This is a genomic window from Streptomyces hawaiiensis, assembly GCF_004803895.1.
In the GTDB taxonomy this organism is placed as follows: Bacteria; Actinomycetota; Actinomycetes; order Streptomycetales; family Streptomycetaceae; genus Streptomyces; species Streptomyces hawaiiensis.
This window is the reverse complement of the sequence record NZ_CP021978.1, coordinates 3872420-3890050: the sequence shown is the minus strand read 5'-3', so window position 1 is coordinate 3890050 and position 17631 is coordinate 3872420. Positions and strand designations below refer to the sequence as shown.

Genomic DNA, 17631 nt, shown 5'->3' with positions numbered 1-17631 from the left:
GGTGCGGGCGGTGGCGTGACGGAGGGTGACGGGGCGGGCCCGGGCGGCGTGGATGGTGCGGACGGTTTCGAGTCGGGCGGTGTGGCGGCGTGCCGTTGTGGAGCGGTCCGTGCCGGGACCGGCAGTGCGGGGGCGGGCCGTGCTGGGGGACCGCAGTGGCTCGACCGGCGGTTGTGGCGAGTCCTCGGTGACCTCGGGTTCTTCGCGCTGCGGGTGCCGGAGGCGGACGGTGGGGTCGGACTCGGGCTGCCGGAAGCCGTGTTGGTGTTCGAGGAGGCGGGGCGGGTGCTGCTGCCCGGGCCGCTCATAGCCACCCACCTCGCGGCCGGTGCCGTACCCGGCGCCGCCACCGGGGAGACGGTGGTGGCGGCCGTGGACGGCGGGCTCGTGGAGTGGTTGGCGCAGGCGGACGTCGTACTGGGGGACGCCACCGCAGCTGTGCCCCTGCGTTCACTCGACCCGCTGACGCCCCTGCACCGCGTGCCCGTTCGGGTCGCCGACCCCGTGGCAAGCCTCCTCACCGCCGCCGAGCAACTCGGCACGGCCACCCGCGTCTGCGAACTGGCGGCGCAACACGCCCGGGTGCGCCAGCAGTTCGGACGGCCCATCGGGACCTTCCAGGCGGTGGCGCATCTGTGCGCGGGGATCTTGGTCCGCGCGGAGACGGCCCGCGCCGCGGTGTACGCGGCCGCCGTCACCGCCGACCCGGCCGACATCGCCGCGGCCCGGATCCTCGCCGACGAGGCCGCCGTGCGCGGCGCCCGCGACTGTCTCCAGGTGCACGGCGGCATGGGCTTCACCTGGGAGTCCGAAGTCCATCTGCATCTGAAGCGCGCATGGGTTCGAACCCAGCGTGCGGGCGGTGTTACGGAGAGTGAGGAACTGCTCGCGACCGCTCTGACGCCCGGAGCGGCCTGACGGCCCGTCTGGCTGCGGTATCGCCGTACGCCCTCCCGGAGATGTCACGGATCGTGGCATACCGGAATTACGGAGCGTTGATATCGGCTTGTGTCCTCAGCGTGACTCGTTACGGCCTGGAGTCGATTGCCCGCTCCGGTACCTTGTGTCAGATGCGAGTGGCTCCGAGCGCAGTGCGACCCCGTGGCGCCGCCTGTTCGACTGCCCGCGGCGAGCGTCGCACAGTATGCCGCACGGGTACTCCTTCGCGCTGGAATATGCCCGAAGCGCTTGTTGGCGTGACTGTACGTCAACCATGCTGTCCCACAAGGGATTCACGTTCTGTGATCCTTGTCCCGGCCGTTGTTCTGGCCATGCAGAGAATGGCTACGATCGTGGCCCTCGTGAGGCGCGAGCCTAAGTGTCCGCCGGTTCGGATGGTGTGAGCGGTGCAGGTGCTTCAAGTGCAGCTGGAGATCCGGCCCGACCCCGCAGAAGTGGGGCGAGCCCGACGGTGGGCCCGCTCGCGCCTGGCCGGGTCCGGCATACAGGCCGACGAACCCCTCGCCGAGACGCTGATCCTGCTCGTCTCCGAGCTCGTCACCAACGCCGTGGTGCACACCGGCCGTCCCGCCGTCCTGCGGCTGTCCCTGCCGCACGTGGTGACGGAGGAGTCCACGGTCCGTCTCGAGGTCGCGGATCGCAGCGGCCGGGCCCCCGTGCCCCGGTGCGCCGGCGACGAAGCGACCGGCGGCCGGGGCCTGGCTCTCGTCGACGGCCTCGCCGACCGCTGGGGCTGGAGCGTCGAGTCCACCGGCAAGCGCATCTGGTGCGAACTGGACCGGTGCTCGAAGTCCCCCGACCTCGCGGCGTCGTGCGGAGGCGGCGCGGTGACGTGCGGCGGCGGGGCGGCATTCGAGGGTCTGGCGTACGAGGCGGTGTAGCGCCGCCGCCCGTACCTGCCCCGCGAGGTGTACGACGGCACATGCCGCGGGTTTGTGCGCGGGGCCGGGGCGCGGATGCACGGCGGGCCGGCGGCTTTGGTCAGGGCATGCGGCGATGCGCCGGGACGTGCTTCCGTGCGCGCCCACGGCAAAAGCCGCATAAGCGGCATATCGCCGAACGGGTGTTGACGCGTCGTGACCAGGTGCTCACGCTGGTGGGCAGCGATTCGCCGTGAGGGGACGACGAGGACTTCGGTGGACGGCAGCCCTCGTCGAGTGTGAGTCGTGATTCGGCGTCGGCTCCCTTCAGGGCCAGGGAGTCGGGGCGGGAGCGCCGGAGTCGGGTGGTGGCGCGCGCTGCCGCGCTCGGGGCGAGCAGCGCGGCGCCGCCATCCAGCTTCAGTGGGGTGGCGGCCCGGCCGTGCCGGTCCGCCGGGCGTCCGGTTCGACGGGTCCTGCGGCCCGCCGGCCTACAGCACGGCGACGGGTGCCACCGGAGAGCCGGTCGCCCCGGTGAACGGCTCGGGGGTCGCCGTCAGCAGGAACGCGTACCGGCCCACTTCTCCACAGGCTGTGGACAACTTTTCGAGATTCCAGTTCTGGCCCTGTGGCATGCCCATCTCCACGAGGTCGAGGGCGTGCACCGGCAACCAGAGGTCCTCCACCTCGGGCGGGAACACCTCGAAGGTCAGGGTGTCGTTGGCGACGGCCGCGACATCGCGCGCGTGGAACCACTCCGGTGTCCGGATCGACAGCCCCGACGACGGATAGGCGTATCCGTGGCGGTCCCCGGCCAGGCAGGCCTGGATCTGCCCGGTCCTCACGAGCACGATGTCACCGGCCCGCACCCGCGTGCCCGCCAGCTCCTCGGCGGCGTCCAGGTCCTCGGGCGTGATGGCGTACCCGCCGCCCAGCCGGTCCGTGCCGCGGGCCCGGGCGACGTCCAGCAGCACCCCGCGCGAGACGAGGTGCCGGACCGTGCCGATGCCGCTGAATGCGGCGCCGCCGTGCGGGGTGACGGTGTGGGCGGGGCGGCCGTTGTAGAGCCGGCCCGAGTGTGAGATGTGGGGCAGCGCGTCCCAGTGGGTGGCCGCCTGGAGTCCCATGGTCACGACGTCGTCGCTGCACGCGACCGTGCCCGGGCCGAAGATCTCCTGGTTGATCTGCACCATGGCGTGCAGGGGGTTGACGCGGCCGGGGATCATGCCGGTCTGCACGCCGTCCTGCTGGAGGGGCAGTGCGAGCGGGACGCGCAGGCCGGTGCGGACGGTCGCCGCGGCTTCCCTGACGACCTCGTCGGTGATCAGGTTCAGGGTGCCGATCTCGTCGTCGGACCCCCAACGCCCCCAGTTGTTCACGCGCTTGGCGATGCCGTGGAACGCGTCCGGCAGCGACATGAGTCCTCCCTGGGGCTTGTCTTCCCGTATCTGACGGGCCGTAGAATTCGGGCATCGAGAATCTAACGGTCCGTCAGAAACCGTGGGACGGGAAGGGGACGGGCGTGGGGAACTTCTTGGCAGGCAAGGTCGTCGCCGTCACGGGCGCAGGGCGGGGCATCGGGAGGGCGGTCGCGCTCGCGGCGGCGTCCGAGGGGGCGAGGGTCGTCGTCAACGACTACGGCGTCTCGGTCGACGGCGCGTCACCGGCGAGCGAGATCGCCCAGGCCGTGGTCAAGGAGATCGAGGCGGCGGGCGGGGAGGCCGTGGCCGTCGCCGACGACATCTCCACGATGGCGGGCGGGCAGCGGGTCGTCGACGTGGCGCTGGCGTCGTACGGACGACTGGACGGTGTGGTCTGCGTGGCCGGGATCCTGCGCGAGCGGATGCTGTTCAACATGACCGAGGAGGAGTGGGACCCGGTCGTCGCGACCCATCTGAAAGGCACCTTCACGGTGTTCCGGGCGGCCTCCGCGGTGATGCGCGAGCAGCGGTCCGGGACGTTGATCGGCTTCACCAGCGGCAACCATCAGGGGTCGGTGTCCCAAGCCAACTACAGCGCGGCCAAGGGCGGGATCATCTCCCTGGTGCGCAGCGCCGCGCTGGGGCTGCACAAGTACGGGGTGACGGCGAACGCGGTGGCGCCGGTCGCGCGGACCCGGATGTCGGCGGGAGTGCCGACGGAACTGGCCGAGATCGGGGAACCGGAGGATGTCGCCGCGCTGGTGGTGTATCTGCTGTCCGATGCGGCGGGGCGGGACGGGGTGACCGGGCAGGTGTACACGGTGGCCGGGACGAAGATCGCGGTGTGGGCGCAGCCGCGGGAGCTGCGTGCCGCGTATGCCTCCGGCGGATGGACGGTGGAACGGATCGCGGAGTTCCTGCCCGGGTCGGTGGGGGTGGATCCGATGCCGATGCTGGAGCGGGTGGCGGCGATGGAGCGGGCCGCCGTTCGAGGGGAGCGGCCCAACGCCCAGTAGCCCGGGGGCGGGCGTGGCGTGACGGGTGCGGGTTTCGTCGTGGCGGTTCGCGCCCACGCGGCGGAGCCGCATGTCAGACACAGCCCCGCGCCCCTGGGGAGTTGCCCCACTGCCCTGTGCAAGGACCTGGCCAATCTAAGGCGGTCAAGCGTGGAATTCGGGTTCGGGCAAGAGGACGAGGACTTTCGTGCCGAGGCGCGGGACTGGCTGGCGGCGCATGCCAAGGGCCACACCGACCGCCGCACGTGGGAGCGCACCCTCGGTGCCGCCGGGTGGATCGGGCTCGGGTGGGGCAGGGACGGCTACGGGAATCGCAGGTCGACCCTCACCCAGCAGGTCGTCTGGGCCGAGGAGTACGCGCGGTCGGTGGCGCCCCCGCGCTCCGGGCACATCGGGGAGAACCTGCTCGCCCCCACGCTCCTCGCCCACGGCACCGACGAGCAGAAGTCCCGGTTCCTGCCACCGATCGCCGCCGGTGAGGAGCTGTGGTGCCAGGGGTACAGCGAACCCGGAGCCGGTTCCGACCTGGCCGGTATCCGTACGGCCGCGGAGCGCGAGGGCCGTACGTACCGTGTGACCGGGCAGAAGATCTGGACGTCGCTCGCGCACGAGGCGGACTGGTGCTTCGTGCTGGCCAGGACCGAACCCGGCTCGGCGCGGCACCACGGGCTGACGTTCCTGCTCGTCCCCATGGACCAGCCCGGCCGGATCGAGGTCCGCCCCATCCGGCAGATGACGGGCACCAGCGACTTCAACGAGGTCTTCTTCGACGGCGCGCACGCGGAGCACGTCGTCGGCGGCGAGGGCAACGGCTGGCGCGTCGCCATGAGCCTGCTCGGCTTCGAACGGGGCGTGTCCACGCTGGCCCAGCAGATCGGGTTCGCCGAGGAACTGGGCGGTGTGGTGCGGGCGGCCGTCGCGTCGGGCGCGGTGCGGGATCCCGTCGTACGGGAGCGGCTCGTGCGGCAGTGGGCCGAGCTGCGGACGATGCGCTGGAACGCCCTGCGCACGCTGGGGGGTTCAGGTGACCCGGGTGCCCCGAGCGTGGCCAAGCTGCTGTGGGCCGGCTGGCACCAGCGGCTCGGGGAACTGGCGGTGCTGGTGCGGGGCGCGGCGGCAGGGGTGGGCCCCGCCGACTGGTCGGCCTCCGCGCCGTACGAACTGGACGCGGCGCAGCACCTGTTCCTCTTCTCCCGGGCCGACACCCTCTACGGCGGCTCGGACCAGATCCAGCGCACGATCATCGCCGAGCGCGTGCTCGGCCTGCCCAGGGAGCCCAAGGGAGCCGTGTGATGCGAGGCGTGATCTTCGACGGGAAGCAGGTCCGGGTCGTGACCGGCCTGGAGGTGCGCGAGCCCGGGCCGGGCGAGGTGCGGGTCGCGATCGCGGCGGCCGGACTGTGCCACAGCGATCTGTCGGTGGTGGACGGGACCATCCCCTTCCCCGTTCCCGTGGTGCTGGGCCATGAGGGGGCCGGGGTCGTGGAGGCGGTGGGTGGGGGTGTCACCCATGTCGCGCCCGGTGAGCATGTGGCGCTGTCCACCCTGGCCAACTGCGGCACGTGCGCCGAGTGCGACCGGGGCCGGCCGACCATGTGCCGGCAGGCCATAGGGCGCCCGGGCCGGCCGTTTCGCCACGACGGCTCGCCGGTGCACCAGTTCGCGTCGAACTCGGCGTTCGCCGAGCGCACGGTCGTCAAAGCCGTACAGGCGGTCAAGATCCCCGACGACATTCCGCTGACCTCGGCGGCGCTCATCGGGTGCGGGGTGCTGACCGGGGTGGGCGCCGTACTGAACCGGGCGCGGGTGGACCGCGGCGACAGCGTCCTGGTCATCGGAACGGGCGGCGTCGGCCTGAACGTGCTCCAGGGCGCGCGGCTCGCGGGCGCCGGGCGGATCGTGGCCGTCGACGCCGACCCGGCGAAGGAGGAGGCGGCACGCCGGTTCGGCGCGACCGACTTCCTGACGTCGACGCAAGGGGTGCGCGACCTCCTGCCCACGGGCGCCGACCACGCCTTCGAGTGCGTCGGCCGCGTGGAGCTGATCCGCCAGGCGATCGACGCCCTGGACCGGCACGGCCAGGCCATCCTGCTGGGCGTGCCCCCGGCCACGGCCGAGGCGTCCTTCCGCGTCTCCTCGATGTACCTCGACAAGTCCATCCTGGGCTGCCGCTACGGCTCCTCCCGCCCCCAGCGGGACATCGCCCTGTACGCCGGCCTGTACCGCCGAGGGCGCCTCCTGCTCGACGAACTGGTCACCCGGACCTACCCCGTCGAGGAGTTCGAGAAGGCGGCGGCGGACGCGGAGGCGGGGCGGGTGGCGCGGGCGGTGCTCACCTTCTGAGCGCGGCCGCCGTGTCGATCTCCGCCCGGAACGTGCGCCGGTAGGCGGTGGGCGTGACGCCGAGGGCCGACTGGAGGTGCTGGCGCATCGACTGGGCCGTGCCGAAGCCCGCGTCCCGCGCTACGTGGTCGACGGAGCGGTCGGTGGACTCCAGAAGGTGGCGGGCCCGCTCCACGCGCTGCTGGGTGAGCCATTGCCCGGGGCTGACGCCGGTCTCCTCGCGGAAGCGGCGGGTGAAGGTACGCACCGACATGGACTCCTGGGCGGCCATGTCGCGCAGCTGGATCGGCTCGTGGAGACGGCGCAGGGCCCAGGTGCGGGCCGAGGTGGTGGTCGCCTGCTGCGGGTCGGGCACGGGCCGGTGGATGTACTGCGCCTGGCCGCCGTCGCGGTGCGGCGGCACGACCATGCGGCGGGCCACGTCGTTGGCGACGGCCGTGCCGTGGTCGCGGCGCACCATGTGCAGGCACAGGTCGACGCCGGCCGCGACACCGGCGGAGGTCAGGACGTCGCCGTCGTCGATGAACAGGACGTCCGGGTCGACCTCGATCCGCGGGAAGAGCCGCTGGAAACGGTCGGCGTCGGCCCAGTGCGTGGTGGCGGGCCGGCCGTCCAGGAGACCGGCGGCGGCGAGGACGTAGACGCCGGTGCAGATCGAGGCGAGCCGGGTGCCGGGGCGGATGTGGGCGAGGGCGGCGGCCAGTTCGCCGGTGAGCACGCCCTGCTCGAAGACCGGGCCGAGTTCGTACGACGCCGGGACGATCACGGTGTCGGCGGTGGCCAGGGTCTCGGGGCCGTGCTCGACCTGGATGGCGAAGTCGGCGTCGGTCCGCACCGGGCCCGGCGGGCGGATCGAGCAGGTGACGACGTCGTACAGCCGGCGCCTCCGGGCATCGCTGGGGCGGCCGAAGATGCGGTGCGGGATGCCCAGCTCGAAGGGGAGCAGGCCGTCGAGGGCGAGGACGGCGACGCGGTGCGGGCGGAACTCCGGGTCACGACGCATGGCCCGATCCTAACGAATGCTGTCCTTCGGGCCACTCGATGGAGCCGGCCGCAGATCGGAAGCTCTGTGTCGTGACCCAGACAACCGATGCGGCGGCTGTGCGGCAGCCGCCGAAGCCGACTCGTGCGCGGGTGCACCGCGCCTGGTTCGTCGCCGCCGTCACCTTCGTGACGATCATCGGCGCCGCCGCCTTCCGGTCCGTGCCGGGCCTGCTCATCGACCCGTTGCACGCCGAGTTCGACTGGTCGCGCGGCACGATCGGCGCCGCTGTCTCGGTGAATCTCGCGCTCTACGGTCTGACGGCCCCGTTCGCGGCGGCCCTGATGGACCGCTTCGGCATCCGCCGGGTCGTCGCGGTCGCCCTGACCGTGATCGCGGCCGGCTCCTGGCTCACCGTGTGGATGACCGCGGCCTGGCAGCTGATGCTGTGCTGGGGCCTGCTGGTCGGCCTCGGCTCCGGCTCCATGGCGCTGGCCTTCGCTGCGACCGTCACCAACCGCTGGTTCACCGAACGGCGCGGCCTGGTCAGCGGCATCCTCACCGCCGCCTCGGCCTCCGGCCAGCTGATCTTCCTGCCCCTGCTGTCCTGGATCATCGAGCGGTACGACTGGCGCCCGGCGGCCGTGACGGTCGCCCTCGCCGCCCTCGCGGTCGTGCCGTTCGTGTGGCTCCTGCTGCACGACCACCCGGCGGACGTGGGCCTGAAGCCGTACGGCGCCGCCGAGTTCGTGCCGAAGCCGCCGCCCGTCCCCGGCGCGGCCCGCCGGGCCGTGAGTGTCCTGCTCTCTGCCGTACGCACCGGCCCGTTCTGGCTGCTCGCCGGCACCTTCGCGATCTGCGGCGCCTCCACGAACGGTCTGATCCAGACCCACTTCATCCCCGCGGCCCACGACCACCACATGCCCGTGCAGGCCGCCGCCTCCCTGCTCGCGGTCATCGGCGTCTTCGACGTCGTCGGCACGATCGCCTCCGGCTGGTTCACGGACCGCTTCGAGCCGCGCCGCCTGCTGGCGGTGTACTACGCGCTGCGGGGCGTGTCGCTGATGTTCCTCCCGCTCCTGCTGGGCCCGGCGGTGCACCCCCCGATGATCTTCTTCATCGTCTTCTACGGCCTCGACTGGGTCGCCACCGTCCCGCCCACCCTCGCCCTGTGCCGCGAGCACTACGGCGAGGACAGCGCGATCGTCTTCGGCTGGGTCCTGGCCTCCCACCAGGTCGGAGCCGCCCTCGTCGCCTTCCTGGGCGGCGTCGCCCGCGACACGTTCGGCACGTACGACGTCGTCTGGTACGCGTCGGGGGCGCTGTGCGCGGCGGCGGCGCTGATGGCGCTGGTGATCCGGCGGAGGGCGGCGGGCGAGGTGGCGGTGGCCTGAACCGGGTCTCCGGCTCACCCGGTTCGGTGTCTGTCCTGCTGGGCGAGGCCGGTTCGGGTTCCTCTTCGGTCGCGGGGCTGTGTCCGGCCATGATCGTCACACCGAGCCGTCCGCGGGCACCCCATTTTCATCGCCGTCGGTGACGACGACCGGGTCCGCGCCCGGCCTATCCTGAGGGCGGGAACTCGATCCACCTCCCTGACCCCTCTGCTCGGAAAGGTCAGTTCATGACACTCGGCATGGTCCTCGGCGACGTGGTCGTCGTGACTTCGCGTGTTCGCTCATGTTCGACCTTCCGAGGAGTCTGCCGTGTCCACGATCCACTGGGACGAAACCGAACCCCGTTCAGCCCGCTGGCACTCTGAGTCCGGGCTGCCCCTGCCCCGCCGGGTCGTCGTCGCCGACGACCGGATGCGGGCCGCCGTCGCCCACCGGCTGGCCTGTGAGGGCACCGCGCTGCTGTGGCGCGGGGATTTCCACAACGCCCGTCAGCTGCTGCGTGCGATGGATCGTCTCGTCGGCCGCAGTGCGCCCGATGTGCCGGATTCGCCGACCGAGGCGTTTCACGCACAACGCCGGTTCCGGGCCCACCGCGCGCGGGTCCTCGGCAAGGTGCTCGTCCTGCTGGAGGAGGACCACACCCTGGCGCTGCGCCGCGCGCCGGATGTGCGCCGGGCGTGCGACGAGGCCTACGGGCCGCCGTCCGGCGGGCCTGTCGCCGTCGCCCTCACGGAACTGCTGGGTGTGATCAGCGCCCGGGAGTGGCGGGAGAAGGGTGTGCACGTACCGGCGCTGGGCGCGCGGGTCCACCCGCACTACGGGGTGTTCGCGCCGACCCGGAGCGAGTACGTCGATCTCGTCGCGGCGGCGCCCCTGCCGTGCGGCGGTGCCGTGGGCACCGCGTTCGACCTGGGCACGGGCACCGGGGTGCTCGCCGCCGTGCTGGCCCGGCGCGGGGTCGGGCAGGTGGTGGCCACGGACGTCAGCGCCCGGGCCCGCGAGTGCGCGCGGGCGAACGTACAGCGGCTGGGGCTCACGGCGACGGTCCGCGTCACCGGGCCCGGCCTGTACCCCGACGGACGGGCCGGCCTCGTCGTCTGCAACCCGCCCTGGGTTCCCGCCAAGCCCGCCTCCGACCTCGACCTCGGGGTATACGACGCGGGCGGTGGCATGCTCCGCGGGTTCCTCGACGGGCTCGCCGACCGGCTGGAACCCGGCGGTGAGGGCTGGCTCGTCCTGTCCGACCTGGCCGAACGGCTCGGGCTGCGCGGCCGGGACGAGTTGCCGGCCGCCATCGAGGCGGCCGGGCTGCGCGTCGTCGACCGGCTGGACACCAGTCCGCGCCACCCCCGCGCACGGGACACGGACGATCCGCTGCACGCCGCGCGGTCCACCGAGGTCACGTCGTTGTGGCGGTTGGCGGCGGAGTGAGCCCTACAGGGGCGCCGTCCGCGTGAAGCGCCCCCGGTGGAAGAGCAGCGGGCCGGACGGATCGTCCGCCGTGCCGAGGGCGTTCACCCGGCCGACCACGATGAGGTGGTCACCGCCGGTGTGGACGGCGTGGATCGCGCAGTCGATCCAGGCGACGGTGCCCGCGAGGCGTGGGGAGCCGGACACCGGTGCCGCGTCGTACGTCACGCCCGCGAACTTGTCAGCGCCGCTGACCGCGAACGCGCGGCACAGTTCGCCCTGCCCGGCCTCGAGGACGTTCACGCAGAAGACCCCGGCCCGCGCGATACGCGGCCACGTCGTCGACGTACGGCCGACCATGAAGGCCACCAGGGGCGGGGTGAGGGAGAGGGATGTGAAGGACTGGCAGGCGAAGCCGGCGGGACAGTCGCCGTCGGCGGCGGGCGGTGCCGTGATGACCGCCACGCCCGTCGCGAAGTTCCCGAGGACGCGGCGGAACTCACGCGGGTCGAGTGGTGCGCGCTCGTCCTCGGCGACGCAGCGCAGCTCGGGGCGCGGCAGCGTTTCGACGGGCTCCGGGGCGGGTGTGCGGTTCGACCTGAGGTAGCGGACGGCGGCTTCCGCCATCCCTGCTTGTCCCATCACACCCGTCATTGAAACTGACGCAGCGTCAGATAGGAAGGGTCAGCGGCCTCTGAACTCCGCCCCCCGCCGCTCCACGAAGCTCCGTACGCCCTCCCGCGCGTCCGCCGTCGTCATGTTGATCTCCTGAGCGGCGGCCTCGGCGGCGAAGGCGGCGGTGCGGTCGGTGTCGAGGGAGGCGTTGACGAGCTGCTTGGTCAGGGCGAGGGCGCGGGTCGGACCGGAGGCGAGGCGCTCGGCCCATGCGCGCGCGGTCTTCTCCAGCTCCTCGTCCCTGACGACCCGGTTGACGAGCCCGAGGCGTTCGGCGTCCGGTGCGGTGAGCGCGTCGCCGAAGAACATCAGCTCTTTCGCGCGCTGCGGGCCGACGAGCCGCGGCAGGAGGTAGGCGCCGCCGCCGTCGGGGACCAGGCCGCGGCGTACGAACACCTCGATGAAGCGGGCGGATTCGGCCGCGAGGACCAGATCGCAGGCGAACGCGAGGTGCGCGCCGAGGCCGGCCGCCGTGCCGTTCACGGCGGCGATCACCGGCTTCTCGCAGTCGAGCACGGCGGCGATCAGGCGCTGGGCGCCGGTGCGCAGGGTGCGTGCGACATCGCCCGCGACGCGTTCGCCGGTCGGGCCGGCGCCCCGGAGGTCCGCTCCGGCGCAGAAGCCGCGGCCCGTCCCCGTGATCACGACAGCCCGTACCTCCGCCGTGGCGTTGGCCTCCGACAGCAGCCGGATGATGTCCTCGCGCTGCCCGGGCGTGAGGGCGTTGAGGCTCTCGGGCCGGTTGAGGGTGAGGGTGAGGACGTGGTCGCTGGTCGTGTGCAGAACGGTGTCCCGCGTCATCAGCGGCACACCGCCAGCGCGTCCAGCGCCACCGCGCCCTGCCCCCGCGGCAGCACCAGCAGCGGGTTGATGTCCAGTTCCGCGAGCTGGTCGCCGAGTTCCAGGGCCATGCGCTGCACCCGCAGGACGACCTCGACCAGCGCGTCCAGATCCGCCGCCGGCCGCCCCCGCACCCCGTCGAGCAGGGCCCGCCCGCGCAGCCCGGCGAGCATGTCCCGCGCCTGCTCCTCCCCGAAGGGCGGCACCCCCACGGCGGTGTCGCGCAGCACCTCGACGAGCACTCCGCCGAGCCCGACGGTCACGGTCGGGCCGAACAGGTCGTCGTGGGTGACACCGACGACCATCTCGACGCCCTGCTCCACCATCTGGCAGACCAGGACGCCGTCCAGGGAGACGTCCTCGTAGCGGGCGATGTCGGTCAGTTCCCGGTAGGCGTCGCGGACCTGGCTGGCCGAGGTCAGCCCGATCTTCACCAGGCCCAGCTCGGTCTTGTGGGCGATGCGGGCGCCGGAGGCCTTCATCACCACCGGGTAGCCCACGAGCCCGGCCGCGCGGACGGCCGCCGCCGCGCTGGTCACCAGCTGCTCGCGCGGTACGCGGATGCCGTATGCCCGCAGCAGCTGCTTCGCCGCGTGCTCGCTGAGCTGCCGGCCGGGCTGCATCAGGGCCTGCGCCTTGCGGTAGGAGGGCGAGGGGGTGCGCGGGGCCTCGTCGAAGGGGGAGCGGTAGGCGGCCGTGAAGCGGTGGTGGGCGAGGTGGGCGCGGACGGCGGTGAGGCAGTTGCCGACCGTGCGGAAGGTGGCCACGCGGGAGGATCCGAGCAGGACCTCGCGGTAGGCGGGTTCGGTGCCGACCGGCGAACCCCACACCACGCAGACGAGCTTGTCGGTCTGCTCGGCCGCGTCCACCAGGTCGCGGACGAGCCGGTCGCTGAGCGGCGGGAACGGCCCGGTGACCGGGCAGATCAGCACGCCCACCGCAGGATCGTCGAGGATCGCGTCGATGATCTTCCGGCCGCGATGGTCGCCCACCGGGTGGCCGCCGTTGTCGACCGGGTTGGCGACGCTCAGGTACTCGGGTATCCACTGGTGCAGCTCGGCCTGTTTGGCCTCGGACAGCACCGGCAGGCTCAGGCCCGCCTCGGTCGCCAGGTCGGCGACGTGCGCGCCCGTGCCGCCCGAGATCGAGTAGACGACGACGCCGTCCGCGCGCGGCGGGCGGGCCCGGGCCAGGAGGGCGGCCGTGTCCTGGAGTTCGTCGAGCCCGTCGACCCGGATCACGCCGTACTGGCGCAGCGCCGCGTCCACCACCGCGTCCGCACCGGTCAGCTTGCCGGTGTGGGAGGCGGCCGTGCGGGCGCCGGTCTCGGTGCGGCCCACCTTGACGGCGACGACCGGGACTCCGCGCCGGGCGGCCCGGTCGGCGGCGAGCAGGAAGGAGCGCCCGTCCTTGAGCCCTTCGAGGTAGCAGGCGATGGCGCCGACCTCGGGTTGCTCGGCGAAGTAGGAGAGGAAGTCGGCGCTCTCCAGGTCGGCCTCGTTGCCGGTGGGGGCCCAGTGGGAGAGGCGGATGCCGAGTTCCTGCAAGGCGTAGACGGGGCGGCCCTGGTGGCCGGACTGGGTGATCAGCGCGATCGCGGGCCCCTCCAGGTCCTCGCGGAACCGCTCGAAGGCGTTGAGGTTGGTGTTGGGCCCCAGCAGCCGCAGCCCGGACCGCTCGACGGCGGCGGTCAGTCGCCGCTGGGCGGCCTCGCCCTCCGGCCCGGTCTCCGCGAACCCGGACGCGAAGACGACCGCGAACCGCGCCTTGGCGTCGGCCAGTTCCTCGATCACCGGGAGGGGGTCGCCGACCAGCACGACGGCCAGATCGACCTGCTCGGGCAGGTCGGCGACGGAAGGGGAGCAGGGGATGCCGAAGACGGACGGCCGGCTGGGATGCACCGGGTGGAGCGTGGCGCCCACGCGTTCCGCCCAGTCGGCCAGTTGCCGGGTGATACCGGTGTTCGGGCGGCCGGTGGCGTCCGAGGCGCCGATCACGGCGACGGACCGGGGGCGGAAGAAGCGGTCCAGGTCGGGTGCGTCGGCGTGCAGCGGGCGTCCGCTGACGTCGAGGTCGCCCGCCTGGGCCGGCCTGCCGTGCACGACGGGCCCGGATTGCTCGCCACAGGCGATGGCCCGGGTCCGGCGGGAGTCGGTGGTGAGGGTGCCGTGTGTCGATCCAAGCATCGTTTCCGCCCGCTCCTGTGAGACAGCCGCTAACTGACGCTCTGTCAGATTACTGAACCGGTGCGACGTCAGGAACTGTGTGTGCGGGCGAAGTTGTGGAGTGGACCGACTCAGGGACGTCTCACGGTCGGGGCAGGTGCTCAGCCCGGCAGGCGGGACACCCGCCCCGGGCCGCTCCTCGCGACGGCCTTCGCGATCTTCACCGCGTCGAGTGCCATCTCGCGGAGGTTGCCGCTGATCGGGTTGGTGAAGCCGGTGAAGTACAGGCCGGGGGCGGAACTCTCCGTGCGGGCGCCGTGGACGACGGGCCTGCCGCGGTCGTCGAGCACGTCGAGGTGGCCGACCAGGCCCTCCAGGGCACGGACGTACCCGGTCGCGGCGATCACCACGTCCGGGGAGATCCGGCTGCCGTCGGCCAGGGCGACCTTTCCGCCGTCCTCGAAACCGTCCACGGCGGCCACGATCTCCACCTTGCCCTTGCGTACGGCGTCGATCAGACCGACGTCCTGCACCGGGATCGCCCCCTGCCTCACCCGCGTGTACAGCCCGGTGTCGGGGCGCGGCAGCCCGTGGGACGACAGGTCGGGCAGAGCCACCTTGGCCTGTACCCGGGAGATCCGGTCGACCAGGCCGACCGGCAGCCGGCGGACCAGGACGCCGCTGTACTGGGCGGCCCAGCCGGCGGTCGAACGACGCAGGATGTGGGGGGCGGTCCGCACGGCGAGCCGGACCCGGGAGGCACCGCTCTCCACCAGGTCGACGGCGATCTCGGCGCCGGTGTTGCCGACGCCGACGACGAGGACGTCCCGGCCGGCGTAGGGCTTGCCGTCGCGGTACTCGCCGGCGTGCAGGAACTCGCCGGTGAAGGCGGAGCGGCCGGGCCAGTCGGGCAGGCGCGGGGTGTGGTTGTAGCCGGTGGCGACGACCACCGCCGCGCCGGTCAGTTCCCGGCCGCCGGTGGCACGCAGCAGCCAGCCCGTGCCGTCGGGGGTGCGCTCGACGCGGGACACCTCGACGCCGGTGACGATCTCGAGGCGGTGGTGCTCGGCGTACTTCTCCAGGTACCGCACCACGTTGTCCCGGGACACCCACCGCCCGAACCGGCGCGGCATCGGCAGCCCGGGCAGGGCCGAGAGGCGGCGGGTGGTGTGCAGGTGCAGCCGGTCGTAGTGGTGGCGCCAGGACGCCCCGACGCGGTCGGACTTCTCCAGGACGACGGCCCGTATGCCCCGGGCGCGCAGCGCGTACGCGGCGGAGAGCCCTCCGGGGCCGCCGCCGATGACGTAGACGGGGCGGTCCGGTGGGGGCTGCGCGGAGGCGGGTGTGGGGGGTGTGGAGTCGGCCATGAGCGGGAGCGTAATCACGGGACCGCTTGATGGGTCTCGGTCAAGACCGGAATTGGTTTCGGATTGATCACGGCTGTAGGGGGAGGGAGTGGGGCTCGTGGCGTAGCGACCTGATTGTGGCGGGACGGTGATCGTTTCTGGCGCGAGCGGGGCATGGCCTCCGGAGGGTGGCCCTGGCGGTCCGCTGGGTGAAGGGTGCTCGCGGAGGTCTTGCGCTCCGGAAGAACTGACGTACCGTCAGATTGCATGGACACGATCTGGCTCACCGGAGCGGAATGGCTGGCCGTGCTGCGGATCGGGCTCGGGTTGTGGTGGCTGGAGAGCTGGCGGCACAAGGACCGCAAGGCCTGGTTCGAGCGGGGCACCGGCATCGCGTGGGCGGCCGGCATAGCCGCCGGGCACCGCTGGAGGGCCGTCCGTTCGGGCTTCGAAGCGGCCGTCACGCCGCACCCGCGTGTGATGGCGTACGTCGTCGTCTACGCGGAACTGGCGCTCGGGCTGGGTCTGATCACCGGCTTCCTCACCCCGATCGCCCTGGTCGGCGGGCTGCTCCTCAACGCCCTCTACTTCACGCTCATGATCCACGACGTCGCCGAGCAGGGGCAGAACTCGATGATGGCGCTGATGTCGGTGGTCGGGCTGTTCGGGATGTCCTGGCAGACGTGGTCGCTGGACAGCGCGCTGGGCCTGTTCTGATGGCCGGCCGCCTCGACCTGCCCGAGCCCGACGCCTTCACGCGGACGTACTGGGACGCGGCCGCCGAGGGCAGGCTGCTGATCCGCCGCTGCGGGGCGTGCGGCCGGGCCCACCACTACCCGCGCGAGTTCTGTCCCCACTGCTGGAGCGAGGACGTGACCTGGGAGACGGCGAGCGGCCGCGCCACGCTGTACACCTGGTCCGTCGTCCACCGCAACGACCTACCGCCGTTCTCGGACCGCGTCCCGTACGTCGCCGCGGTGGTCGAACTCGCGGAGGGGCCGCGGATGATGACGGAGATCGTGGAGGGGGGCGACCGGGTCGGTGGGAATCCGGAACTGTCGGCCGGGGCGGATCTGGAGGTGACGTTCCGGGAGGGCATACCGGTGTTCCGGGTCACGCCGACGCCGTCCGCATAGGCACGAGAGCGACGAAAATGAGCGGCACCCTCCACCGCCCGTCTCGTACGATCCCCGGCATGTGCAACTTTTCCTGAGCGGACCGGGACAGCCCACAGACGTCCGCCCGGCAGGCGCCGGGCCCCGTCAGCGTGCCAGCGCGCTCACCCCAGGAGAACCCACCTCATGCACCCGCGTTCCGCCCGCACCGCCCTCGACGAGCGCATCGCCCGCCTGCGCCGGCTCGCCCAGGCCGATACCCGCCTGGAGGGCGTTCTCCTCTACGGCTCCTGGACTCTCGGCGAGGCCGACGCCCATTCCGACATCGATGCGTATCTCTACGTTCAGGACGACCACCTCGACGACTTCGACGGCCCGGCCTTCCTCGGACAACTGGCGCCGCTCCAGCTGGCGTACACCAACATGCACGGCCTCCTCGCCGTCGTCTTCGACGACCTGATGCGCGGCGAGTTCCATCTCACGGCGGCGGGGCCCGGCATCGACGAAGTGCCCACCTGGCAGGGGATGGTGCATCTGCCCCACCCCGAGGACGCCGTCCTGCTCGACCGTACCGGGCGCCTGACCCGGGCAGTCCGGCACCTGGCCGACTTCCGGCCGCCCGAGCCGGCGGCCACCGCCCGGCAGCTCACCGACGAGCTCGCCAACTGGACGCTCATGCTCGCCCACGTCCTGGCCCGGGGTGAGATCGCCCGCGCGCACGCCGTGCTGCACATCGTCGTCGGGCCCCTGCAGCTCCAGCTGTGCCGCCTCCTGCGCGACAGCACCGTCCACTGGCTCACGCCCAGCCGCGCGCTGGAACAGGACCTGCCGGCCGCCGACCGCGACCGCTACGTCGCCACCACGGCCGCCGCCCTCGACCAGGACGTGCGCAGGGCCGTGCGCAACAGCTGGCGCTGGAGCCGGGACCTGGCCGCGGAGGCGGCCGACCGCTTCGATCTCCGCTTGCCGCTTCCCCTGCACGAGCGGATCGGCTCTCTCCTGAACGAGCCTCACTGACCAGGAGCGGCCTGACCGGTGTCGAGGGACTGGACGGGCAGAGGAGCGACGGCCATCGCATTCTCCCGGTCACGGCGGCCTGATTCCC

General features: G+C 72.6%; 16 protein-coding genes. 10 read left to right on the top strand and 6 right to left on the bottom strand.

The features are described 5' to 3' along the window. Positions 1-81: 81 nt before the first annotated feature. Together CEB94_RS17740 and CEB94_RS17735 are read left to right on the top strand one after the other, a co-directional pair. Positions 82-918 carry an acyl-CoA dehydrogenase family protein gene (locus CEB94_RS17740; protein ID WP_246112166.1) on the top strand — a complete coding sequence of 279 codons (837 nt, stop codon included), beginning with the start codon at positions 82-84 and terminating at the stop codon, positions 916-918. A 443-nt stretch (positions 919-1361) separates the two neighbouring features. Beyond that, a complete protein-coding gene (locus CEB94_RS17735; RefSeq protein WP_175437045.1) occupies positions 1362-1841 on the top strand; it encodes an ATP-binding protein in 480 nt (159 codons plus the stop codon). Between the two features lie 470 nt (positions 1842-2311). On the opposite strand, the gene CEB94_RS17730 is transcribed toward CEB94_RS17735, so the two are convergent. Continuing rightward, positions 2312-3238: a cyclase family protein gene (locus CEB94_RS17730; protein ID WP_175433168.1), complete on the bottom strand. Its 927-nt coding sequence runs from the start codon at positions 3236-3238 to the stop codon at positions 2312-2314. A 104-nt stretch (positions 3239-3342) separates the two neighbouring features. Between CEB94_RS17730 and CEB94_RS17725 the strand changes: the two genes are divergently transcribed. The 3 genes from CEB94_RS17725 to CEB94_RS17715 all read left to right on the top strand — a co-directional run bounded on the left by CEB94_RS17725 (position 3343) and on the right by CEB94_RS17715 (position 6599). After that, a complete protein-coding gene (locus CEB94_RS17725; protein WP_175433167.1) occupies positions 3343-4257 on the top strand; it encodes an SDR family NAD(P)-dependent oxidoreductase in 915 nt (304 codons plus the stop codon). 150 nt (positions 4258-4407) lie between these two features. Further along, positions 4408-5550: an acyl-CoA dehydrogenase family protein gene (locus CEB94_RS17720; protein ID WP_175433166.1), complete on the top strand. Its 1143-nt coding sequence runs from the start codon at positions 4408-4410 to the stop codon at positions 5548-5550. Beyond that, positions 5550-6599 (top strand): Zn-dependent alcohol dehydrogenase, encoded by a 1050-nt coding sequence (locus CEB94_RS17715; RefSeq protein ID WP_175433165.1) that lies wholly within the window; start codon positions 5550-5552, stop codon positions 6597-6599. Before CEB94_RS17720 ends, CEB94_RS17715 begins: the two co-directional genes overlap by 1 nt. Here CEB94_RS17715 and CEB94_RS17710 read toward each other — a convergent pair. Further along, positions 6589-7602 (bottom strand): GlxA family transcriptional regulator, encoded by a 1014-nt coding sequence (locus CEB94_RS17710; RefSeq protein ID WP_175433164.1) that lies wholly within the window; start codon positions 7600-7602, stop codon positions 6589-6591. The two genes, CEB94_RS17715 and CEB94_RS17710, sit on opposite strands and share 11 nt — an antisense overlap. A gap of 71 nt (positions 7603-7673) precedes the next feature. Here CEB94_RS17710 and CEB94_RS17705 point away from each other — a divergent pair, with 71 nt between their 5' ends. Beyond that, complete coding sequence (locus CEB94_RS17705; protein WP_175433163.1) at positions 7674-8975, top strand: MFS transporter; 1302 nt, start codon at positions 7674-7676, stop codon at positions 8973-8975. 309 nt (positions 8976-9284) lie between these two features. Continuing rightward, positions 9285-10406, top strand: a complete 1122-nt coding sequence (locus CEB94_RS17700; protein WP_175433162.1) for a methyltransferase — start codon at positions 9285-9287, stop codon at positions 10404-10406. 3 nt (positions 10407-10409) lie between these two features. Here the strand turns inward: CEB94_RS17700 and CEB94_RS17695 are convergent, their stop codons facing one another. The 4 genes from CEB94_RS17695 to CEB94_RS17680 form a co-directional block, all read right to left on the bottom strand. After that, positions 10410-11027, bottom strand: a complete 618-nt coding sequence (locus CEB94_RS17695) for a flavin reductase family protein (protein WP_246111830.1) — start codon at positions 11025-11027, stop codon at positions 10410-10412. A gap of 42 nt (positions 11028-11069) precedes the next feature. Beyond that, the gene (locus tag CEB94_RS17690) at positions 11070-11861 is read right to left on the bottom strand and encodes an enoyl-CoA hydratase/isomerase family protein (protein ID WP_175433161.1); all 792 of its coding nucleotides are present in this window, start codon (positions 11859-11861) and stop codon (positions 11070-11072) included. Beyond that, positions 11861-14086, bottom strand: a complete 2226-nt coding sequence (locus CEB94_RS17685) for an acetate--CoA ligase family protein (RefSeq protein ID WP_175433160.1) — start codon at positions 14084-14086, stop codon at positions 11861-11863. Before CEB94_RS17685 ends, CEB94_RS17690 begins: the two co-directional genes overlap by 1 nt. A gap of 140 nt (positions 14087-14226) precedes the next feature. Further along, positions 14227-15432: a flavin-containing monooxygenase gene (locus tag CEB94_RS17680; protein ID WP_175433159.1), complete on the bottom strand. Its 1206-nt coding sequence runs from the start codon at positions 15430-15432 to the stop codon at positions 14227-14229. A gap of 246 nt (positions 15433-15678) precedes the next feature. Here CEB94_RS17680 and CEB94_RS17675 point away from each other — a divergent pair, with 246 nt between their 5' ends. The 3 genes from CEB94_RS17675 (at position 15679) to CEB94_RS17665 (ending at position 17543) form a co-directional block, all read left to right on the top strand. Continuing rightward, positions 15679-16128, top strand: a complete 450-nt coding sequence (locus tag CEB94_RS17675; RefSeq protein WP_175433158.1) for a DoxX family protein — start codon at positions 15679-15681, stop codon at positions 16126-16128. Further along, entirely contained in the window at positions 16128-16547 is a 420-nt protein-coding gene (locus tag CEB94_RS17670) for a Zn-ribbon domain-containing OB-fold protein (protein WP_175433157.1), read from the top strand. Before CEB94_RS17675 ends, CEB94_RS17670 begins: the two co-directional genes overlap by 1 nt. Before the next feature lie 165 nt (positions 16548-16712). Continuing rightward, the gene (locus CEB94_RS17665) at positions 16713-17543 is read left to right on the top strand and encodes a nucleotidyltransferase domain-containing protein (protein ID WP_175433156.1); all 831 of its coding nucleotides are present in this window, start codon (positions 16713-16715) and stop codon (positions 17541-17543) included. Positions 17544-17631: the final 88 nt, after the last annotated feature.